We start from the raw sequence: 18,473 nt of genomic DNA on the forward strand, positions 1-18,473 counted from the left end.
CTGGTTTTCACTATTTTAATTTTCACTATTCTAACTTTAGGCTTTTTGCTTTAATTCACTATGATTTAAAGGTTGTTTTAAAGCTCTTGAAAGAACTGGTTTTCACTATTTTAATTTTCGCTATTCTAACTTTAGGCTTTTTGCTTTAATTCACTATGATTTAAAGGAGGATTGGATATTATGGCAAAATACGTAACCTTTGGAGAGGCGATGTTAAGGCTGACGCCTCCTGACGCGGAGGTATTGTTCCAGACGCCTCGTCTTGTGGCGACATTCGGAGGGGCAGAGGCCAACGTGGCGGTGTCTTTAGCGAACTACGGCGAAGATGTGGCTTACGTCACGGCAGCGCCTCAGAATCCCATAGGCGACGCTTTGATCAAAGAACTTCGCGGTTTTAACGTCTGCACAAAACACGTTCGCCGTTCTGGCGATCGCTTGGGGATCTACTTTACGGAGACCGGCGCGGCTATGCGGCCCTCCAAGGTGATTTACGACCGAGCTCACGCCTCCATCGCTCAGGTCAAGCCGGGAGATTTCGACTGGGACGCCATCTTCGAGGGGACCAAGTGGTTCCACACGACGGGAATCACCCCCGCCATCGCTCAGGGGACCGCCGAGGTCGTCTTCGAGGCCATGAAGCGCGCCAAGGAAAAAGGGCTGACCGTCTCCTGCGATCTGAACTACCGCAAAAAGCTCTGGAAGTGGGGTAAAACCCCTCAGGAGGTCATGAGCGAGATGGCCCGGTACATTGACGTCCTGATCGCTAACGAAGAGGACTGCCAGAAGTGCCTGGGTATCGAGCTGGACGTGGACGTGACCACGGGCAAATTGGACGTTTCCAAGTACGAGGGGCTGGCAAAAAAAGTCATGGCTACCTACGGGAATGTTAAATACCTGGCGGTGAGCCTTCGGGAGTCGGTCAGCGCGGATTGGAACAATTGGTCGGTGGTACTGGCCTCCAAAGACGCTTTCCACGTCAGCAAAAAGTACGAGATCCGCGACATCGTGGACCGCATTGGAGGAGGGGACTCCTTTGGGTCCGGCCTGATCTGGGGACTGAATAATCTGGATGGTCTCCAACCTGCGGTGGAGTTCGCTGCGGCGGCGTCGGCGCTGAAACACACGATCTACGGCGATTTCAACCGGGTGGGCGTGGACGACGTCTTGACCCTCATGGGTGGCGACGCCTCCGGACGAGTTCAGCGTTAAAGCGTTCCTGTGACTTATCGGAGTAAAAGGAGTAAAACTGGAGTCAAGCGGTGCATCGAATCGAAAAGGGGGATCATCTAAATGAGTGACGTGTTGAAAAAAATCGCCGCGGTAGGAATCGTTCCCGTGGTCAAGTTAGACTCGCCCGACCAGGCCGTGCCCTTGGGAAAAGCGTTACTGGCGGGGGACATTCCTGTAGCCGAGGTGACCTTCAGGACCGACGCCGCGGAGGAGTCCATCAGAAAACTTTCCGCCGAGCTACCCGACCTTCTGGTGGGGGCTGGCACGGTGACGACTATCGACCAGGCCAAACGGGCCGTCGCGGCGGGGGCGAAGTTCATCGTTTCGCCGGGCTTCAATCCCACGGTGGTGCAATATTGCGTCGACAGCGAGATCCCCATAACGCCGGGCGTCAATAGCCCTTCTCAGATCGAGCAGGGCCTGGAGCTGGGCTTGACCGTGCTGAAGTTCTTCCCAGCCGAACAGTCGGGAGGAATCGAAATGCTGAAGGCTTTCGCCGGGCCCTACGTCAACGTGAAGTATATTCCTACCGGCGGGGTGAACGTGAAAAACATGGTGGATTACCTCTCCTTTGGCAAAGTTCTGGCAGTTGGAGGAAGCTGGATGGTGAAACCCGAGCTGATCGCGGCTGGAAAATACGACGAGATAACGCGCTTGTCCAAGGAGGCAGTGAAAACCGCTTTGGGCTTCGAACTGCGTCACCTGGGCCTCAATGAACCTGACGAGGCCTCTGCGCTGAAAGACGCGGAGAAAATGGAAGAGCTTTTCGGTTTCGCCGTGAAAAAGGGAAACAGCAGCAATTTTGCGGGGATCGGGTTCGAATTTATGAAAGCCCCTGGTTTGGGGAAAAACGGCCACGTGGCCGTGGGGACTTTGAATGTGGACCGTGCTCTGGCTTATCTGGCCGGCAAAGGAATCCTTACGCGGCCGGAAACCGAAAAACGCGGGACCGATGGTTCTGTGACCACCGTCTATTTGGACATCGAAATTGGCGGCTTCGCGTTTCACCTAGTCAAGAAATAAAATAAAGTAAATAAAGTAAAAAAAGTAAAATAAAGTAAAAACGGAAGGCGAGGCGACACGTTGAACGACGGCCTGAGCGACATTTTACCGGAGGGTACGCCCGCGGGGCAAGAACGGGCCGTAACCTGTGACGATGAATTGATCACCGTGGGGGCTGGAGCGGGAACGGGCAAAACTTGGGTGCTGTCCGCCAGGTTTGCTCGTCTTTTGTTTTCGGATCGGGAAAGCCTGCCCCAGAACATCCTCACCCTCACCTTCACCGAGGCGGCGGCCCGCGAAATGCAGGATCGCATCAAAAACAGGGTCTTTGATCTGATCGCCCGCCGCCCCAAGGAGGAACGACTCCGATGGCAACCCGTGAAGGACGGATTCGACGAGACGTGGATATCCACCATCCACTCCTTCGCCTCGCGATTGATCCGAGAATCCGGGCTTTCCCTGGATATCGATCCCCGCTCTGGCGTGGCGGGCGCACCTCAAGAGGAAGTGTTTTGGGGCGCGTTAGAAAGCGCGTTGGAGAACTTGGATTTCGTCCCTCTTGTTCCTTGGGGGTCTGGCGATGCCGTTCTTCGCGAAACAGCCGCCCTTCTGGAACACGACAGAACTCTTCTGGCCGCCCTGGAAAAATGGGGGGCTTTCACGTTGCGAAACCTGGCGCAAAAGGCGACAGAGTTGCACGGAAGTTTAGGACATTCCTGGAGAACTCTTTTGCTCTGGGCTCAAGAAGCGGAAGAGGCGGGAAACGCGCCAGACGCTCAAACTCGGAAAACCTCCGAGGCGGTTTTGGAGTTGCTCCAACCCCGATGGGCGGAGGCCTGGCGTTTGTGGCGGACGATCTTCACGGAGCTGGGCGGCGATATTTTCGACGCCCGGAGTAAGGCTTTGGCTAAAACCGAGGCCAAAAGGCCCAGCCCGGTGATTTCCCTTGCCGAGCTTCTGGAGAGCTGGGGCGAACTTTTGAGTCGAACAGAGGAGCCTGAGGTGGACGTTCAAAGGGCGTTTTACTTTGAACTTTGTTCTAGACTGAGCGGAGATAGGTCCAAGCTCTTCAAAGCCATCGGGGAACGTCTAGGGCAGACCTCTTCCCAATGGAGGGACGCGCAATCCTCTTGCTCGTCTCTTTCGGATTTCCCTCTTGGCGCCCCTCTTTCTGGGCCAGAACAGCTTTTACGAGAGAGTCTGCTGCGTCTTTGCGCCTTTGCCTGGGGGGCTTGGGACGAGACGAAACGACGCAGAGGTCTTCTTTCCTTTTCGGACATGATCCGCTTCGCCGCAGAGTCCATTTTCAAAGACCCTCGGACCAAGGGATTCAAACACGTACTAATCGACGAATTTCAGGATACAGATCCTCAGCAGGACGCCATGATCCGCGCCTTGCGTGAAAAAGAGGGCGCGAAGCTCTTCCTGGTGGGTGACCCCAAGCAGGCGATATACCGTTTTCGACACGCCGATTTGACGCTCTTCGCCGATTACGTGCTGCAAAGTCGAGCCTCCGGTAGCGATGTGACCTTGGATGTCAGCTTCAGGACCCGGGTCGCCTTGATGGAGAGAATCAACTCCCTTTTCGCTCACATCTGGAGGGACGGCCTCGGGGTAGGGAAGCGCATGGAGAGCCTGAAGTTCGCGCCTCTCTCCGTTCCAGAGTCTCCCCAGCGCGATCTCGCCACAGTTCCCCCCTTCACCCTTCTTCTCTCCGTCCGAAAGGGGCAGAAGGACAAAGCGCGGGAACGTCTGAATGAGACTCTTGCCCAGACTTTCGCCCGCTGGGTGGAGGAAGGCCGCACAGTCTGGGACAAGGATCAATGTTGCCTGCGCCCCGCGCGCTGGAAAGACTTTGCCATCCTCACCCCCACCCGGGGAGAATACGAACTCCTGGAGGATGCTTTTGAGAAGGAAGGGATCCCCGTCGTTCTCGAAAAAAACATGAGCTACTTTTCGCGGGGCGAGGTGTTGGATGTGGTCAACACCCTGCGGACCGTGGCCTTTCCCGAGGACGAGACGGCCTTAGCTGGCTGGCTGGCCTCCCCCTTTTCCGGCGAATCCCAGCGGGAAGTGCAAGGGTGTCTTCAAACTTGCTCCTCCGGTCTTTCTCTAAGGCAAGCGATGGAGGAACGATTGCCCGATACCGTGGAACGAGTAGCGCGGCTGCGACATCTCGGCAGTCTAAGGGGGCCTTCCGCCGTGCTCTCCCATCTTTTGGAGGACAGGCGCTGGTTGGCCTGCTTTGACGCTTTCCGCCGTCTTCGCGTGGTCGGCAACGTCAACCGAGCGATAACCCTCGCCCGACAGTACGAAAGCGGGGTTTCCCCGAGCTTAGCCGGTTGCGCCCAATGGTTAGACACGGCCCTGCGCGCAGACAGAGCGATTGAGGAACCAGAGTGGTTGGACGAGAATGCCGACGCCGTTCATGTCATGACCGTCCATGCCTCTAAGGGATTGGAGTTTCCCGTTGTGGCCGTTGTGCGCACGGACCGCGGCATCCTCGCCAATTCTCCGGTTACGTTGGATACCTCGAAGACGATGGGCGTGGCGTTTTCCGATATTCCAGATATGATGAAACAGGGCGAAAGCACAGAGAAAGGAGAGACGGCGGAGGAAGTCAAGGCGTATTCTCTGAAATGGGAGCGAGCGCTTTCGGCCCAAAGCGAGCTGGAGGAGAGCACGCGGCTTTTTTACGTGGCGGCAACTCGGGCTCGTGATGCCCTGATCCTCTGCGGCGTCCTCAGTGAGGACTCCAAGGGCCATAGAAGCGTCAAGGCCGATAGCTGGCTTTCTTGGACGCTGGATTGGTTGGCGGAGGAACGATCAGACCAGGTCGAGGATTGGCGGGATCTCGAAGGGCCACCTCTGCTCTTCGCGGAAGAAAATCAAGAAGAAAATCAATCTATGGTTCTTCTTTCGTTTCCGACGTTTCCGAATAAGATACGTGTAGATGTAGATAAAGTGGAAAAAGATAAAGTAGAAAAAATAGAAAAAGTAAATAAGAACGCGGCGCAGAGCTTGGCGCTTCCGTTGCCCAACGCGGAGACAGCTCTTTCCCGTCTCTCCGCTACCTCTTTTGCCCTCTTCGAGTGGTGCCCTTTTGGCTGGCGGATGCGCCATCGACAGGGTCTAGATCTGCGGTGGGAGATCCCAGACGGCCTGGATGACAAAACGGGCGGCTCAAAGCTGGGGTCCTTGGCTCACTGGATCTTGGCACGATGGGACATGAGGACGGAGACCCTGGGGGAATGGTTGGACAACGAGACCCTAGCCCGCCGACTTCCGACCGCCTTACGGGACGTGTGGCGGAATACCGGGAACAAGGAGGCTTTGCGGAAATGGCTGTTCAATTTTTCCTGCTCCGACGAAGGGCGGCTTCTGGCCGCCGCCGAGGAAGCCGGTGAGTTGCGGCGCGAAAACCCGTTCTCCGTCCTGTTGGAGAAACTCGGCAATCGGACCGAAGGTTTAACGCGGCTACCCGGCTCGTTCCTCACCGGTCGCCTGCCGATGCTGGAAGCGGCGTCGGAAGAACGGAAGACTGGGCTTTTAGGCGGTTTTCCCGGTGTTCGCCTTGTGGGGGCGACAGATGTTCTCTGGCAGGAGAGAGGACAGTGGCATGTGAGGGACTATAAAATCACCCTTTCCAATAACGCTCCGGTGGAGCTGTATCGCGCGCAGCTCGCCTTTTACGCCTTGGCGATCCGGCTTTTGGCCGAGGGACAGGGTTTGCCTTTCGATGGGGTGGATGTGGGGTTGATCTTTCTGCGGGAGGGCGGACGCCTGGGGGATACGCGAAATTTTTCCAAGGAAGGGGACTGGGCGACGATGGGAGATCAAGTTATCACGGCGGCGCGCGTCGCAGCTCAGGGGCCCTGGGTTCCCCGGCGAGAACATTGCCGCCGCTGTCCCTGGCGTTCTAAATGTCTAAAGTGAAAGCGATCGCGCGCCGTATCTTGTATCGTCATTCTGTCGTCATTCTGTCGTCATTCTTTTGAAAACGACTCGGTTTCTTGAATTACTTGTTTACTCGTTTCGCGAAAAATCATCCTCCAGGCGCACGATGTCGTCCTCGCCCAGGTATTCTCCGCCTTGGACCTCCACGATCTCTAGAGCCACCTTGCCGGGGTTTTCCAGCCGATGGTGAGCGTTCTTGGGAATGAACACGCTTTCCCCTTCATGAACGAACTGTTGTTTCCCATCAATAGTCACCAGCGCCGTACCTTGAACCACCACCCAGTGCTCGCTGCGATGGTGGTGGTATTGCAGACTCAGGCGCTTACCGGAGGAAATAAGGAGGCGCTTGATTTTGAAGCGTTCCTCCTCGCAGAGAATCGTGTAAGCTCCCCAGGGCCGGGCGCTTTCTATAGCCTGGACGGCCTCCTTGCGGACTCGGTTTTTCAGGTCCTCCACCACGTTGCGCACTTTTTGAGACGACCCGCGCTTGGAGATAAAAAGAGCGTCGGGGGAGTCCACGACGATCAAGTCTTCCACGTCCACCAAGGCCGTGAGTCGGCAGCGGGAGTCCACCAAACACCGTTCGCTTCCCTGCAAAAGGACGTCGCCGATCTTCGAGTTATAGAGACCATCTTTATCCAACACTTCATAAAGCGCATCCCAGGAACCCACGTCGGACCACCCCGCGTCCAGCTCCACCATTGCCACGCGCTGAGCTTTTTCCATCACGGCGTAGTCGAAGGAAATCGATGGTAAAGCCGCGAAGTTCTCCGTCAGAGTCTTGTACCCTTTTCGAGCCGCGTTATAAAGGTCCGGTGCCGTTTGTTTCAGCTCTCGATAGAGGGTGTGGGGAGTAAAAACAAAAATGCCCCCGTTCCAGAAATATCTCGACCCCTCGGTTCCTTTGATATAGAGCTCCGCCATTTCTAGACTGGGCTTTTCGATAAAGCGTTCCACCTCGAAACACGCGGGATCAGGCGGCGTTTCTCGCTTATTTTGGTCTTCGGGCTTCTCTAGATCGGAGTCCTGGGAACCGAGAATGTGGCATTGAATATATCCATACCCCGTATCCGGCCGGGTGGGAACTATACCCAAGGTGGTCAGAAAGCCCTCTTGAGCCGCGGCGATGGCTCTGCGCAAAGCCTGGGTGAAAGCGTTCATGTCCTTTACCAAGTGATCGCTGGGCGTGACGATGAGCACATCATTGTCCGTCATTCCTTTTTCTCTCAGAGCCTCGCAGCCCAATAATATAGCTGGCGCCGTGTTACGCGCCGCCGGTTCCGCGATGAGAAAATCCTCCGGGACAAAAGCTGCCTCCCGCGCCTGGTAAGAGACCAACGCCCTCCACTTGCCACCGGCTACAGAGTAAAGGCGTTCTTTGGGCAACACGTGCAACATACGGGTTACCGTCTCCTGCAACATGGTGTTGCCTTTCCGCAGAGACAAGAATTGTTTGGGTAACTCTTCTCTCGACTTGGGCCAAAGGCGGACACCGCTGCCTCCCGCGAGAATGAGCCCATAAACGTTGAGGGGCATTTCTGTCACCTGATCTGTCACCTGTTCTGTTGCCTGATCTGTTGCCTGTTTTGTTGCCTGATCTGTTGTCCGATCTGAACGGACAGGGTTGACGGAGTGTTGGCTTCCTGGGACATCAGTCACGTCTTTAGATTTTTTTTGTTTGCTGGGCCTCGTGTTGTGAGTGCTCAAAGCCGATCACTCCTTTTCAATTTTGAATTATTGTACCTCACCGGCGCGGCTCAGAAAACCGCGTCTGTTATACTCGTAAGGGAGGTGAAGATCATGTCTTTCGGCCCCGAATATATTCACGGCCTGGCGATAGAGCTAAATCGGCGCTTTCCCTGGCGTGTTTCCAAAATCGAAGGGGGGGAATCCTGGATCGCATTGCGCGTATTGGACCCCTTGGGCGAATGGTTCGTATTTTCTTGGGGATCAGGGAGCGTCGGATGCTGCCCAGCAGATGCGTCTTCGATAGATGCGCTGAAAAAATGGGCGCCCGCTAGAACACCTCTTGTGGAGGCTCTAAAGAGCCGCTTCGTGAAAGGGCAGATCTTTTCCGCGCGACAGCTAAACCATGACCGAGTTCTGGAACTGGAGGTGGAACGCCTGGTCGCGGCGGGGTTTGGTGTGAAATATTTTTTGATCTTAGAGGCTACCGAGCCCATGGGTAACTTGCTTCTGCTGAACGAGGAGCACAGGATCGAGGAGCTGGCCCGCCACGAGCCGCCTGATGTGAACCCTCGCCGAACGCTTCTACCGGGACATCTGTACATTCCTCCGCCGGTTTTCGAGGGACCATTGTCCTCGGAAGTTGAGGCATTGACGTTCGAGGAAGTGTCGAGGATTAAGGGCATTGGCCGCCCTTTGACCCGAATGATCCAAGCGCACTGGGAAGAACGTCCTCCCAGTCAATGGCTTTTGGCCCTGCGGCGTCTTTACGAGGAGCCAATCGACAACGCGTCGTCTTTGCCGGATTCTCTGGAGAAGACTCTTCTTCACCTTCTTCCCCTGTTGTGTCTGCGGACCTCTAAAGGGTACTTCACGCGTTTTCCCTACGTTTGCGGCGCGGATATTCGAGAGGAGAATTTTTTGGTAGCCGCACGGGAGGGAGTCCTGACTCCTTTGCTTGCGGCGTCTCGCATGCGGCTTTTGCGCAATCTGGACTCCCGCATCGAGCGTGCGGCCAAGTCGCGAGAGCGTCACTTGGATGGTTTGACGCGACAGCTCGATCACGACGCTGGAGCGGAGGTCTTGAGACATAAGGGGGAGTTGTTGCTCTCCCATCTGACCGCGATACCTCCCCGCGCGGAGAAAATTTTGCTGCCGGCTCTGGACTTCACGGACTCGTCGGAACTTCAGACGGAGACGCGAGTGGAGATTCAACTTGACCCGAATTTGTCGCCCGTTCACAACGCTGAGCGCTATTTCAAAAAGTATAAAAAGGCGAAGGTCGACCAGAAGAAGGCGCAAAAGATCCAGGAGGAGATCGTCTCCTTGCGGAGCGGTATCGAAGAACTGCGAGAACAGCGGGACCTTCTCGAGTCCATCGATGACTTGACTCAACTGGAGGAAGCCGTTCGAGACGTAACGGAGTGGATCGGGGAAGTGTCGGTCTTGGGACGCGCTGCCATCGACCATCGCTTTCGTTCTGTTCAAAATAGTAGACCTACCAATCAAGATAGTAGATCTACCAAGTCCGTCAAACCCACTAAAAAAGCTCAAAAAAACCTTCCTCCTCACCTGCGCTTCGACTTTGACGGCTGCGCGATTTTTGTAGGGTTATCCGCCCGGGGGAATCGGTTTGTCACCTTCAAGCTGGCTGCCGGAAACGACCTTTGGTTCCACGCCCACGAGTTGCCCGGCGCTCATGTCATCATGAGGGTCATGGACCCCTGGATCGCGGATTTTCAAAACGGGAACTCGGAAGATGGACCGGCGACGGCGCTTCTTTTCGCCGCGTCATTGGCCGCGGCGTACAGTCGAGGCAAAACATCTCTCTCCGTCCAGGTCGATTACACGGAGCGCCGCCACGTCCGCTCTGTGCCCGGCACGATGGCGCTAGTCACCTACACCGAGCCCCGAACGGTCCGGGCTGCTCCGAATTACTGGAAAGAAATCGTAGACCGAAGGTGAAATACAACTTCCCGGCTTTGCCGGGGAGTTGTTAGAATATCCTATCCATTATTCTATCCATTATCCTGTCCATTATCCTATCCATTATCCTATCCGTGAAATCAGTATGTCCTTCGCTTTATCTCCAACAGCGCGGTGTCAAAGTGTTTGCGTTCCACTAGAAACTGGACATCCGAAGTGGCTGTTTGTGGTACCAATCCCCCGCCGCCTCCGGCAAAACACTCCCGTAGAGCCAGCATCGTGGCCTTACGGCAGATGAAGGCAATATCCGCGCCGCTTAAGCCGTCCGTCAAACGCGCCAGTTCTTCCACGTTCACGCCGTTCACGCCAGGTGCGAGAGGTTTTTTGCGCAGCTCGATGCTGAAAATCTTCTCCCGGGCGGCCAAGTTGGGCAAGGGCAGCTCCAATACCAAGTCGAAACGCCCGGCAACCAACAACGCGGGATCCACCAGGTCGATACGGCTGGTGGTCGCCAGAACCACAACCCCAGTCAGTTCCTCGATGCCGCTCATCTCCGATAGAAACTGCCCGATGACCCGCTCCGTGAAGGCCGCTCCGTCCCCCGTATCTCGCCCTCGGGCGGGCACTAGAGACTCGATCTCGTCAAAATAGAGAATCGAGGGCGCGGCCTGCTTTGCCGTCCTGAAAACCTCTCGTATCCCCCGTTCTGACTCACCTACATACTTCGACATTAGAGAGGGACCCTTCACCGAGATGAAGTTGACCCCGCTCTCCTTGGCTAGAGCTTTAACCAAAAGCGTCTTCCCCGTGCCTGAAGGGCCGTGGAGCATGATGCCCTTGGGCGGCTGAATGGCGTAACGCTCGAAAAGCTCCGGGTGTTGGAGAGGCCAGTGAACAGCGTTCAGAAGCTCCTCTTTCACATCGTCCAGGCCCCCCACGTCTTGCCAGGTCACATCCGGGATCTCCACGAAAACCTCCCGGATGGCGGAGGGATCAATCTCCATCAGGGCGGCGAGGAAATGAGACATCTTGACTTCCAAGTCCGACACTTTTTCGTAGGGGATTTCTTGAGTTTGCAGGTCGATGTAGGGAAGAATATCGCGCACACAGGCCATGGCCGCTTCTTTGGCCAGCGCCTCCAAATCTGCCCCCACGAAACCGTGAGAGAGATCCGCCACCCGCTTCAAATCCACGGCGTCCGCGTCGCTTCCGGACGCCAGAGGCATTCCTCGGGTGTGAATCCGCAAAATCTCGTGACGTCCTTTGCGGTCTGGGATGGGGATCGAGATCTCGCGGTCGAAGCGTCCCGGACGACGTAACGCCGGGTCTAGGGAGTTGGGAATGTTGGTCGCGCCGATCACCACGATCTGCCCCCGCGATTCCAGTCCATCCATGAGAGCTAGTAACTGCGCCACCACCCGGCGTTCCACCTGCTTCTCTCCACCCATATCCTCTCGCTTGGGAGCAATGGCGTCGATTTCGTCGATGAAAATGATGGAGGGCGAGCGGGACTGAGCCTCCTCGAAGATGTTGCGAAGCCGCTCCTCGCTTTCGCCGTAGAACTTGCCGATGATCTCCGGCCCCGAAATATGGGTGAACCAGGCGTCGGTTTCATTAGCCACCGCGCGGGCAATCACCGTCTTGCCCGTGCCCGGAGGACCATAGAGCAACACTCCCTTTGGAGGTTGGATCCCCAGGCGCTCGAACACCTGGGGAAAGCGTAAAGGCAGTTCGATCATTTCGCGGATATGGCGGATCTGGGTCCCCAATCCCCCGATGTCCTCGTAGGAAATTTTTCGGGCCTGGGTGATCTTCGGCGTCTTCAAGATGTTCAGGTACGTCACCTTGCTGACCACTACCGCCCCATCAGGGGTCGTCTCCGTCACGCGGAAATCACAGGGCCGTGTTCCGAAAAGGTTCAAGTGAACTCGGTCGCCTGCCCGCAAAGGCAGTCCTTCCAGTAAAGAAAGAATATAGGGCGCGTCTCGCTCCTTGTCGGTTAAGGCTACGGCGGTCAAGGGTTGAATAGTGACACTACCGGCGAAGTGGTGAGAGGCGCGTCTCACGCTAACCACGTCGTCCAGAAGAACGGCGGCGTTTTCCCGAAGCAACCCGTCGATCTGAAGGATACGTTTGCCGCAATCCTCCGCTTCGCAGGCTCGGACGCGGGCGACTGTGGTCTTTTTTCCCTCGATCTCCACAATCTGTCCCTCGGAGATTCCCAGCACCGCCATATCGCTTGGGTCTATCCGGGCAACGCTCTTGTGGGCGTCTCCGGGGTGGGCCTCTTTTACTTTGAACATGTCAAATAAAGCCTCCTTCGTGTCCTCTGCTACTATCGTGAGGCCACGTTTTTTAAATCAATTTGTGCTCCCGCCACTTGCCACTTTTCCAGCGGAAGACAAAACAGCTCGACCGCAAAATCCATTCACACACCATCGAAATCCAGACGCACACTACCCCCACACCGAAACTCCAAGCCAGGACGTAGGCAAAACCCACACGGACCACCCACATGGCCACGCCCGAAACAGCCATCGTGAACTTGGCGTCACCGGCGGCCCGGAGAGCGAAGGGTAAACAGTAGGCCGGTGTCCAGATGAGAGCGGCAGCGACGCAGAAAATGAGCCCACAAGTATAGGCGATATCGATGCTCTCGGAGGAAAGAGTGAACATCTGGAAAAAGCTGGGCATCAGCAAAATCATCAGGGCGTTCAAAGCTCCCATGATCAGGTAGTTGAACCCTAGCAATCTGACGGTATAACGTCGTGCGCTTTCGCCGTCATTGGCTCCGACACACTGCCCGACCACCGTTAGCAAGGCCATGGCGATGGCCAGTCCTGGCATGTTCCCGATAGTGAGGATGATGTTGGCAATGGCGTTACCCGCGATAGCCGCTGTGCCAAAGGTGGAGACGAGCCGAGCCAAGATGAGCTTCCCTACCTGAAACGTGGCCCCCTCTACACCGTTGGGAATACCTACCCGTAAAATTCGGCGGATTGTCGGAACGTGGAGCCGAACACGCAGAAAGCCCTCAAGCCCGATAGCCCCCTGGGAACGGTGAAGGAGCGTCAACACCAGAAAGGCGGCCACTCCGCGACTGATGAGGGTAGAGAACGCCGCGCCCGCCACACCCCAACCAAATCCGTAGATAAACAGCGCGTTTCCGCCTACATTGAGGACGTTGACCAGAAAGGAGATGTACATGCCCACTCGGCTGTTGCCCATGCAACGGAACAGGGCCGAGCCGGAGGTGTGCAGGGCGATGAAGGGGTAGCTCACGGCCGAGAACATCAGGTAAACCTCCGCGTTTTTCATGACTCCGGGAGCGATGTGACCGTACACCAACCTTAGAAGAGGGGTACGCAGCGCCAATATAACGACCATCAGGGACTCCGAGAAGATCGCCACAATATAAATGAGTTGTTTCGCCGCCTCAGAGGCGCTCTTTTCATCTCGGCGGCCCAGATATTGGCTGCACACCACCGCACCACCAGTGGTGAAGGATGAAAAGACGTTGATCAGAATGATGTTGATAGCGTCCACCAGGGAGACACCTCCCACGGCCTCCTCGCCCAACACCCCCACCATCAGTGTGTCGACAATCCCTAACAAAACCACCAGCAGTTGATCCAGTATCAACGGCCATATCAGTTGTAACAGAGCCTTGTCGCTCCAACGCTCCGCCAGCGGTCCCACATTCCTAGAAGATTTTAAAGAAGAACTTAAAGAACGCGAAGAACTCGAATTTGAAAGTTCCGAATTCGAGGGGCTCAAAACAAATTCCTGTCCATGGATCGTCCTCCACTAATGGGCCAAGCTGGCTTCGCGCGGCTCTTTCTCGCGCCGGCGCCACCCCCGGTCCGTCGTTGTGCCTAGATATTGCGCGCGTCTATTATAGGGGTTTTCAAGCAGTAATAAAGTGGGCAAAGAAAGTATAATCGAGCATTAAGACAGGCGCCTGAACCTTCGATGAAAAGGAGGATGCTATTTTGTCAATTTGTCAAGCATTCGCGCCCACAAAGATTCCGTCTGGAAAGGCACTCCAACATGAAAAGGCACTGCGACCTGGAAAGGTGCTTTAATGATGCTCCGTCCAGTAGACAGCATACGTTTCAAACTCATTGTTCCATTTCTTGCGGGGATGTTGCTTCTGACTTGCATCCTTTCGCTTTACACATACGGTTTGATGAAATCTACCGTTCTGGACACGGCGTTTACCATCTCCAGAGCGAAAACGGATCAAGTCGGAACGTCCATGAACCTCTTGTTTCGGTCCCTCTTAGGGAACGTCCGCACCATTGCCACGGACGCCCTGACCCTCGCGATTTTCGACACAAGCAGCCCCTTTGTCAACGCGGTAGCCGACGCGGAAAAATGGTTGGTCATCCTGGAGAACGGCAACGACTATCTCCGCGGCATCTATATCACCGACAAAGAAGGCCGATGCGTGGCCGCCAGCGTCCCCCATTTTTCAGGGAAAAACTTTGTAAGCACACCGGCTGTAGAAAAAGCCATGAGCGGGGTCTTTACCGTAGAGAACATCATCGTCTACAAAGCCACGCACCAGATGAACGCTACTATGACGGGTCCCATTAACATCGATGGAGTCATTGTGGGGGCCGTCGTCGTGTTGTACACTTTTCCCCACATCCTGACCTACAAAGAGTCGGAGGCGATCTTCACCGCCTTGTTGGCACCCAGCGGTTTTTTTTCGGCGCACCGGAATGACTTCTTGATGAGCAATGAAGCGGAGCGTTTTCTCGATCTGTACGACCAGCTCAAGGATGTTGGAAAAGAGGGCGATAAGGTGGAATATTCCCTGCGTGGGCGACCGTACATTGGGTACGCCAAAATCGAGCCCGTCAGTGGATGGATCATCTTATCAAGCGGGCTGAAATTCCAGGTGCTCGACTTGGCTTATCGAGCCGGGTTTACCGTTTTCATCATCAGCGTCACCGCGCTCGCCCTTATTGCTTGGATAGTCGCGCGATTCACCGATGGGATTCTCTTCGATCTCCTCACGCTGATCGGTTACGCAAAGCGTGTGTCGGAAGGCGCGTTCGATTCCCGACTCGAACCCACTTCCCGTAGGGACGAAGTGGGCATACTACACGCCTCTCTGAACCGTCTCGTCGACACCTTGCAGTCGATGATCCTGGGAGTTCAAAATGCCAGCAGACTGAAAAGCGAGTTTCTGGCGAATATGAGTCATGAAATCAGGACTCCGATCAACGCCGTCATCGGCATGGCCCATCTCGCTCTCCGAGAACCTCACTTGTCGGAAAAACACCGCGATTACCTGGAAAAGATTCAAGGGGCCACACGCTCGCTTTTAGGCGTCATCAACGACATTTTGGATATCTCCAAAATCGAGGCGGGAAAATTGGAACTGGAAAGGGTCCCTTTCGATATCAGAGAGGTTCTCGACAATGTCGCGGCGATACACCAAATCAACGCGTCCTCCAAATCGCTGTTGCTCACCTCCGAGTGCGATCCTAGCGTCCCATTGGCGCTGGAAGGAGACCCACTCCGCCTGGGACAGGTATTGAACAACCTCTTGAGCAACGCGGTCAAGTTCACCCAGGTGGGCGGTGTCTCTTTGAGTTGTCGCTTGATCGAAGAAAATGAAGCAGGGGCGCTGGTGAGGATCGATGTATCCGACACCGGTATAGGAATCGGCCCGGAATCCATAAAAAATCTTTTCAAACCCTTCACCCAAGCGGACACGTCGATTACCCGCAAGTTTGGAGGTACCGGCCTGGGGCTCGCCATCAGCATGAGCCTCGTGAAGCTGATGGGTGGGGATCTGTCCCTTATCAGCGAACTGGGGAAAGGCGCCACCTTCACCCTGACAGCCCAATTTCCTGTGATGGACGCGAATAAACTGGAAAACAAGGCGGACAGCCCTACGGAGGAGGACTTCAAAAACCTCGAACTGGAGGGGAAAGTGGTTCTCATTGTGGAGGACAACATCATTAATCAAACGATCCTCCATGAGTTGATCGCTCCCAGCAAGGTAACCGTGCTCTTCGCCAACAACGGGCAAGAAGCGGTGGATTCAGTTCAAGGTAACCACGTGGACTTGATTTTTATGGATATGCAAATGCCTGTAATGGACGGACTTCAAGCGACCATGGTCATCAGGGAGTTTTTCAACGCGGATTCCCTACCGATTATCGCGGTCACCGCCAACGCCATGACAGAGCATAAAAGAGAGGGGGTTTCCGCCGGCATGAACGACTACATCACAAAGCCCGTGGAGCTGAACCAGCTTTACGAGACGATGCAAAAATGGCTCTGCCGGGAGAAACGAGAGAGATAAATATAAAAGCAGCATAACAATAGACATAGGCGCTTGATTGCTTGCTTGCTTGATTGAATTGATTGAGACATTTTTTGGTCGATATCGCTAAACGACAGCCTCGGCAAACGCTTCGGGGACAAACACATTCACAAGGATAGCGTATTCAGCGCCTTCTAACTGTCACTTCTGTCACTTCTCGTAATTTCGTTGGTTCCGGTATTTCTTCGTTGTCTGACACCATATTTCTTCATTGTCTGACACCATGTCTGACACCATGCAACGAATACGCCTGAATAACGACTCCCGCGCCATCAGCAAGGCTTCAATATCATTCGTTCCTGTATAATCGTTCCTGTATAAGAGATAGGCTTTTTGAGGTTGCATGATATCCAGGGCGTGTTCGGAGGAGTCCTTCGAACACGCTCCAAGATCAGCGTTACCGCTTGCCCATGTAGGCCGCCAGGTCGATCATGCGATTGGAGTAACCAAACTCGTTGTCATACCACACCATGACCTTAACCAAGTTCCCCTCGACCACCTTCGTGGAGAGAGAGTCCACAATGCCCGAATGGGGATTGCTGATGATGTCCACGGACACGATTTCGTCCTCGCAGAACTCGACGATTCCCTTCAGGGGACCCTCCGCCGCCTTTTTGAGGGCCGCGTTGAGTTCCTCCACCGTGACGGTCTTTTTCAATAGGTAGTTAGCGTCCGTGAGGGATCCGTCGACGGTGGGGACGCGCACGGAGATCATATCCATCTTTCCCTTCAGGTCGGGAAACAAGGGAATCATCGCCTTGGCCGCCCCCGTCGTGGCCGGAACCAGAGAAACACCCGCGGCGCGGCCCTTACGTCCGCCCCCCTTTTGAGGGGTATCCACCAGGAACTGAGTGGCTGTGTAGGCGTGGATCGTGGTTGCCATCAGTTTCTCGATTCCGAAGGTCTCGTGAATGACCTTGGTCACGGCGGCCAAGGAGTTGGTCGTGCAGGACGCGTTGGAAACGACGATATCGGCCTTCGGGTCATAATCCTTTTCATTGACTCCCAGAACGAGGGTCTTGTCCGCGCTATCCGCGGGCGCGCTGATGATAACGTGCTTGGCCCCCGCGTTGACGTGCTTCAGCGCGTCGTCTTTTTTGGTGAAGCGCCCCGTGCACTCCATGACGATGTCGACCCCCAGGTCCTTCCACGGCAACAGCGCGGGGTCTTTCTCCGCGTACATGGGAATCTTCTTGCCACCCAATATCAGAGCGCCATCCTCGGCCTTCACCTCGAAGGGAGCCTTACCGTGGGTCGAGTCGTATTTGATGTAGTAGGCCATGTCTTTCGGGGAGATCAGATCGTTGACGGCGACGATCTCCACGTCTTTGTCGCCCCGTTCTACCCAAGAGCGCAGAACAATGCGCCCAATACGTCCCAAGCCATTGATTGCTACCTTTGTAACCATAAAAAACACCTCCATTAGAGTCAAAAATAAAGACTTAAAAATTAGAAGAATTGCTTGTCTCTATTATCGCACTATACCTTTGCGCTGTCACTCGTTATATCCTGACCAGATCCGATCTCGATCCAATCTCGCTCATTCCAAACATCAACTCTCGCTCATTCCAAACATCAACAAAAGGAACATGTCTTTTGAATCTGATATTTTGTGACAACCGCTTCTCTTTCCCGCTCGATTCTAGGAAAATAATCGGGTAGTGGGTCAAATTCATTGATCACCAAAAAACTCTACGACATTGACATACTCCCACGACTAGAGTTGTGGGATTCTAAGATCGACAAAGACAGCTGACTGAAACCGGTCTTACGTCTTCTCCTTTAAAAGTAGATGCCCCCACTCTGAGAATATTTACAGCCGCATTAATATCCCGGTCGTATTTCGCCCCGCATCTCACGTTGATAAGCCATAAAAGGAGTTTAACATGAAAATAGACATATGGCAATAAACCAAATAGACAACAAACGCCGCCAACGGCAACGTTGCGATTCTCATCCAACAGCTGAAGCTGTTGAATGAGAATCGCTTTATCGTAATACGTGATTGATGGGCAAAGTTATCGTCAGTATATATAATTTTAATATTAAGTTGGGCCATCCGATGGAATAGGTACTAATTTAGGTATTAAAGAAACAGCTACCATTTCTAACCATCAGGTTTTTAGCAATATAAACAAAGCGTCCAGAGTTAAGAAATTAAAACGCAGGTTTAAACGAGAGCAGTGTTTCGTCTGTCATGCGCCATTCATCCATTTTTATTATCAATTATCCCTTTCCTTCTTAAACCGGTTAATCAAATCAGGCTCCTTTATCAAAGGTCTTGCCATGCCAAAATATTCAATTTTTGTAGCATGTAATATTTCCG

The 18,473-nt window shown here is 54.4% G+C and carries 9 protein-coding genes; 5 read left to right on the plus strand and 4 right to left on the minus strand.

The genetic code is table 11. From position 1 onward, the window contains the following. The first annotated feature begins 180 nt into the window (after positions 1 to 180). From LBJ36_00695 to LBJ36_00705, 3 genes are all read left to right on the plus strand, one after another. Positions 181 to 1,209, plus strand: coding sequence for a sugar kinase (locus LBJ36_00695; GenBank protein ID MDR1377560.1), 1,029 nt, complete (start codon positions 181 to 183; stop codon positions 1,207 to 1,209). An 81-nt stretch (positions 1,210 to 1,290) separates the two neighbouring features. Then, positions 1,291 to 2,253 (plus strand): bifunctional 4-hydroxy-2-oxoglutarate aldolase/2-dehydro-3-deoxy-phosphogluconate aldolase, encoded by a 963-nt coding sequence (locus LBJ36_00700; protein MDR1377561.1) that lies wholly within the window; start codon positions 1,291 to 1,293, stop codon positions 2,251 to 2,253. A gap of 60 nt (positions 2,254 to 2,313) precedes the next feature. Beyond that, complete coding sequence (locus LBJ36_00705) at positions 2,314 to 6,168, plus strand: UvrD-helicase domain-containing protein (GenBank protein ID MDR1377562.1); 3,855 nt, start codon at positions 2,314 to 2,316, stop codon at positions 6,166 to 6,168. 90 nt (positions 6,169 to 6,258) lie between these two features. On the opposite strand, the gene LBJ36_00710 is transcribed toward LBJ36_00705, so the two are convergent. Then, a complete protein-coding gene (locus LBJ36_00710; protein MDR1377563.1) occupies positions 6,259 to 7,896 on the minus strand; it encodes a mannose-1-phosphate guanylyltransferase/mannose-6-phosphate isomerase in 1,638 nt (545 codons plus the stop codon). Positions 7,897 to 7,989: 93 nt separating this feature from the next. Between LBJ36_00710 and LBJ36_00715 the strand changes: the two genes are divergently transcribed. Then, positions 7,990 to 9,840: an NFACT family protein gene (locus tag LBJ36_00715; GenBank protein ID MDR1377564.1), complete on the plus strand. Its 1,851-nt coding sequence runs from the start codon at positions 7,990 to 7,992 to the stop codon at positions 9,838 to 9,840. Between the two features lie 101 nt (positions 9,841 to 9,941). Here LBJ36_00715 and LBJ36_00720 read toward each other — a convergent pair whose 3' ends face one another. Continuing rightward, a complete protein-coding gene (locus tag LBJ36_00720) occupies positions 9,942 to 12,104 on the minus strand; it encodes a CDC48 family AAA ATPase (GenBank protein ID MDR1377565.1) in 2,163 nt (720 codons plus the stop codon). Positions 12,105 to 12,156: 52 nt separating this feature from the next. Beyond that, positions 12,157 to 13,500, minus strand: coding sequence for an MATE family efflux transporter (locus LBJ36_00725; GenBank protein MDR1377566.1), 1,344 nt, complete (start codon positions 13,498 to 13,500; stop codon positions 12,157 to 12,159). Between the two features lie 385 nt (positions 13,501 to 13,885). On the opposite strand from LBJ36_00725, the gene LBJ36_00730 reads away from it, so the two are divergent. Next, positions 13,886 to 16,126: a response regulator gene (locus tag LBJ36_00730; protein MDR1377567.1), complete on the plus strand. Its 2,241-nt coding sequence runs from the start codon at positions 13,886 to 13,888 to the stop codon at positions 16,124 to 16,126. A 418-nt stretch (positions 16,127 to 16,544) separates the two neighbouring features. Here LBJ36_00730 and gap read toward each other — a convergent pair whose 3' ends face one another. Continuing rightward, complete coding sequence (gene gap / locus LBJ36_00735) at positions 16,545 to 17,555, minus strand: type I glyceraldehyde-3-phosphate dehydrogenase (GenBank protein ID MDR1377568.1); 1,011 nt, start codon at positions 17,553 to 17,555, stop codon at positions 16,545 to 16,547. Positions 17,556 to 18,473: the final 918 nt, after the last annotated feature.

This window comes from Synergistaceae bacterium, from assembly GCA_031267575.1.
GTDB lineage: Bacteria > Synergistota > Synergistia > Synergistales > Aminobacteriaceae > JAIRYN01.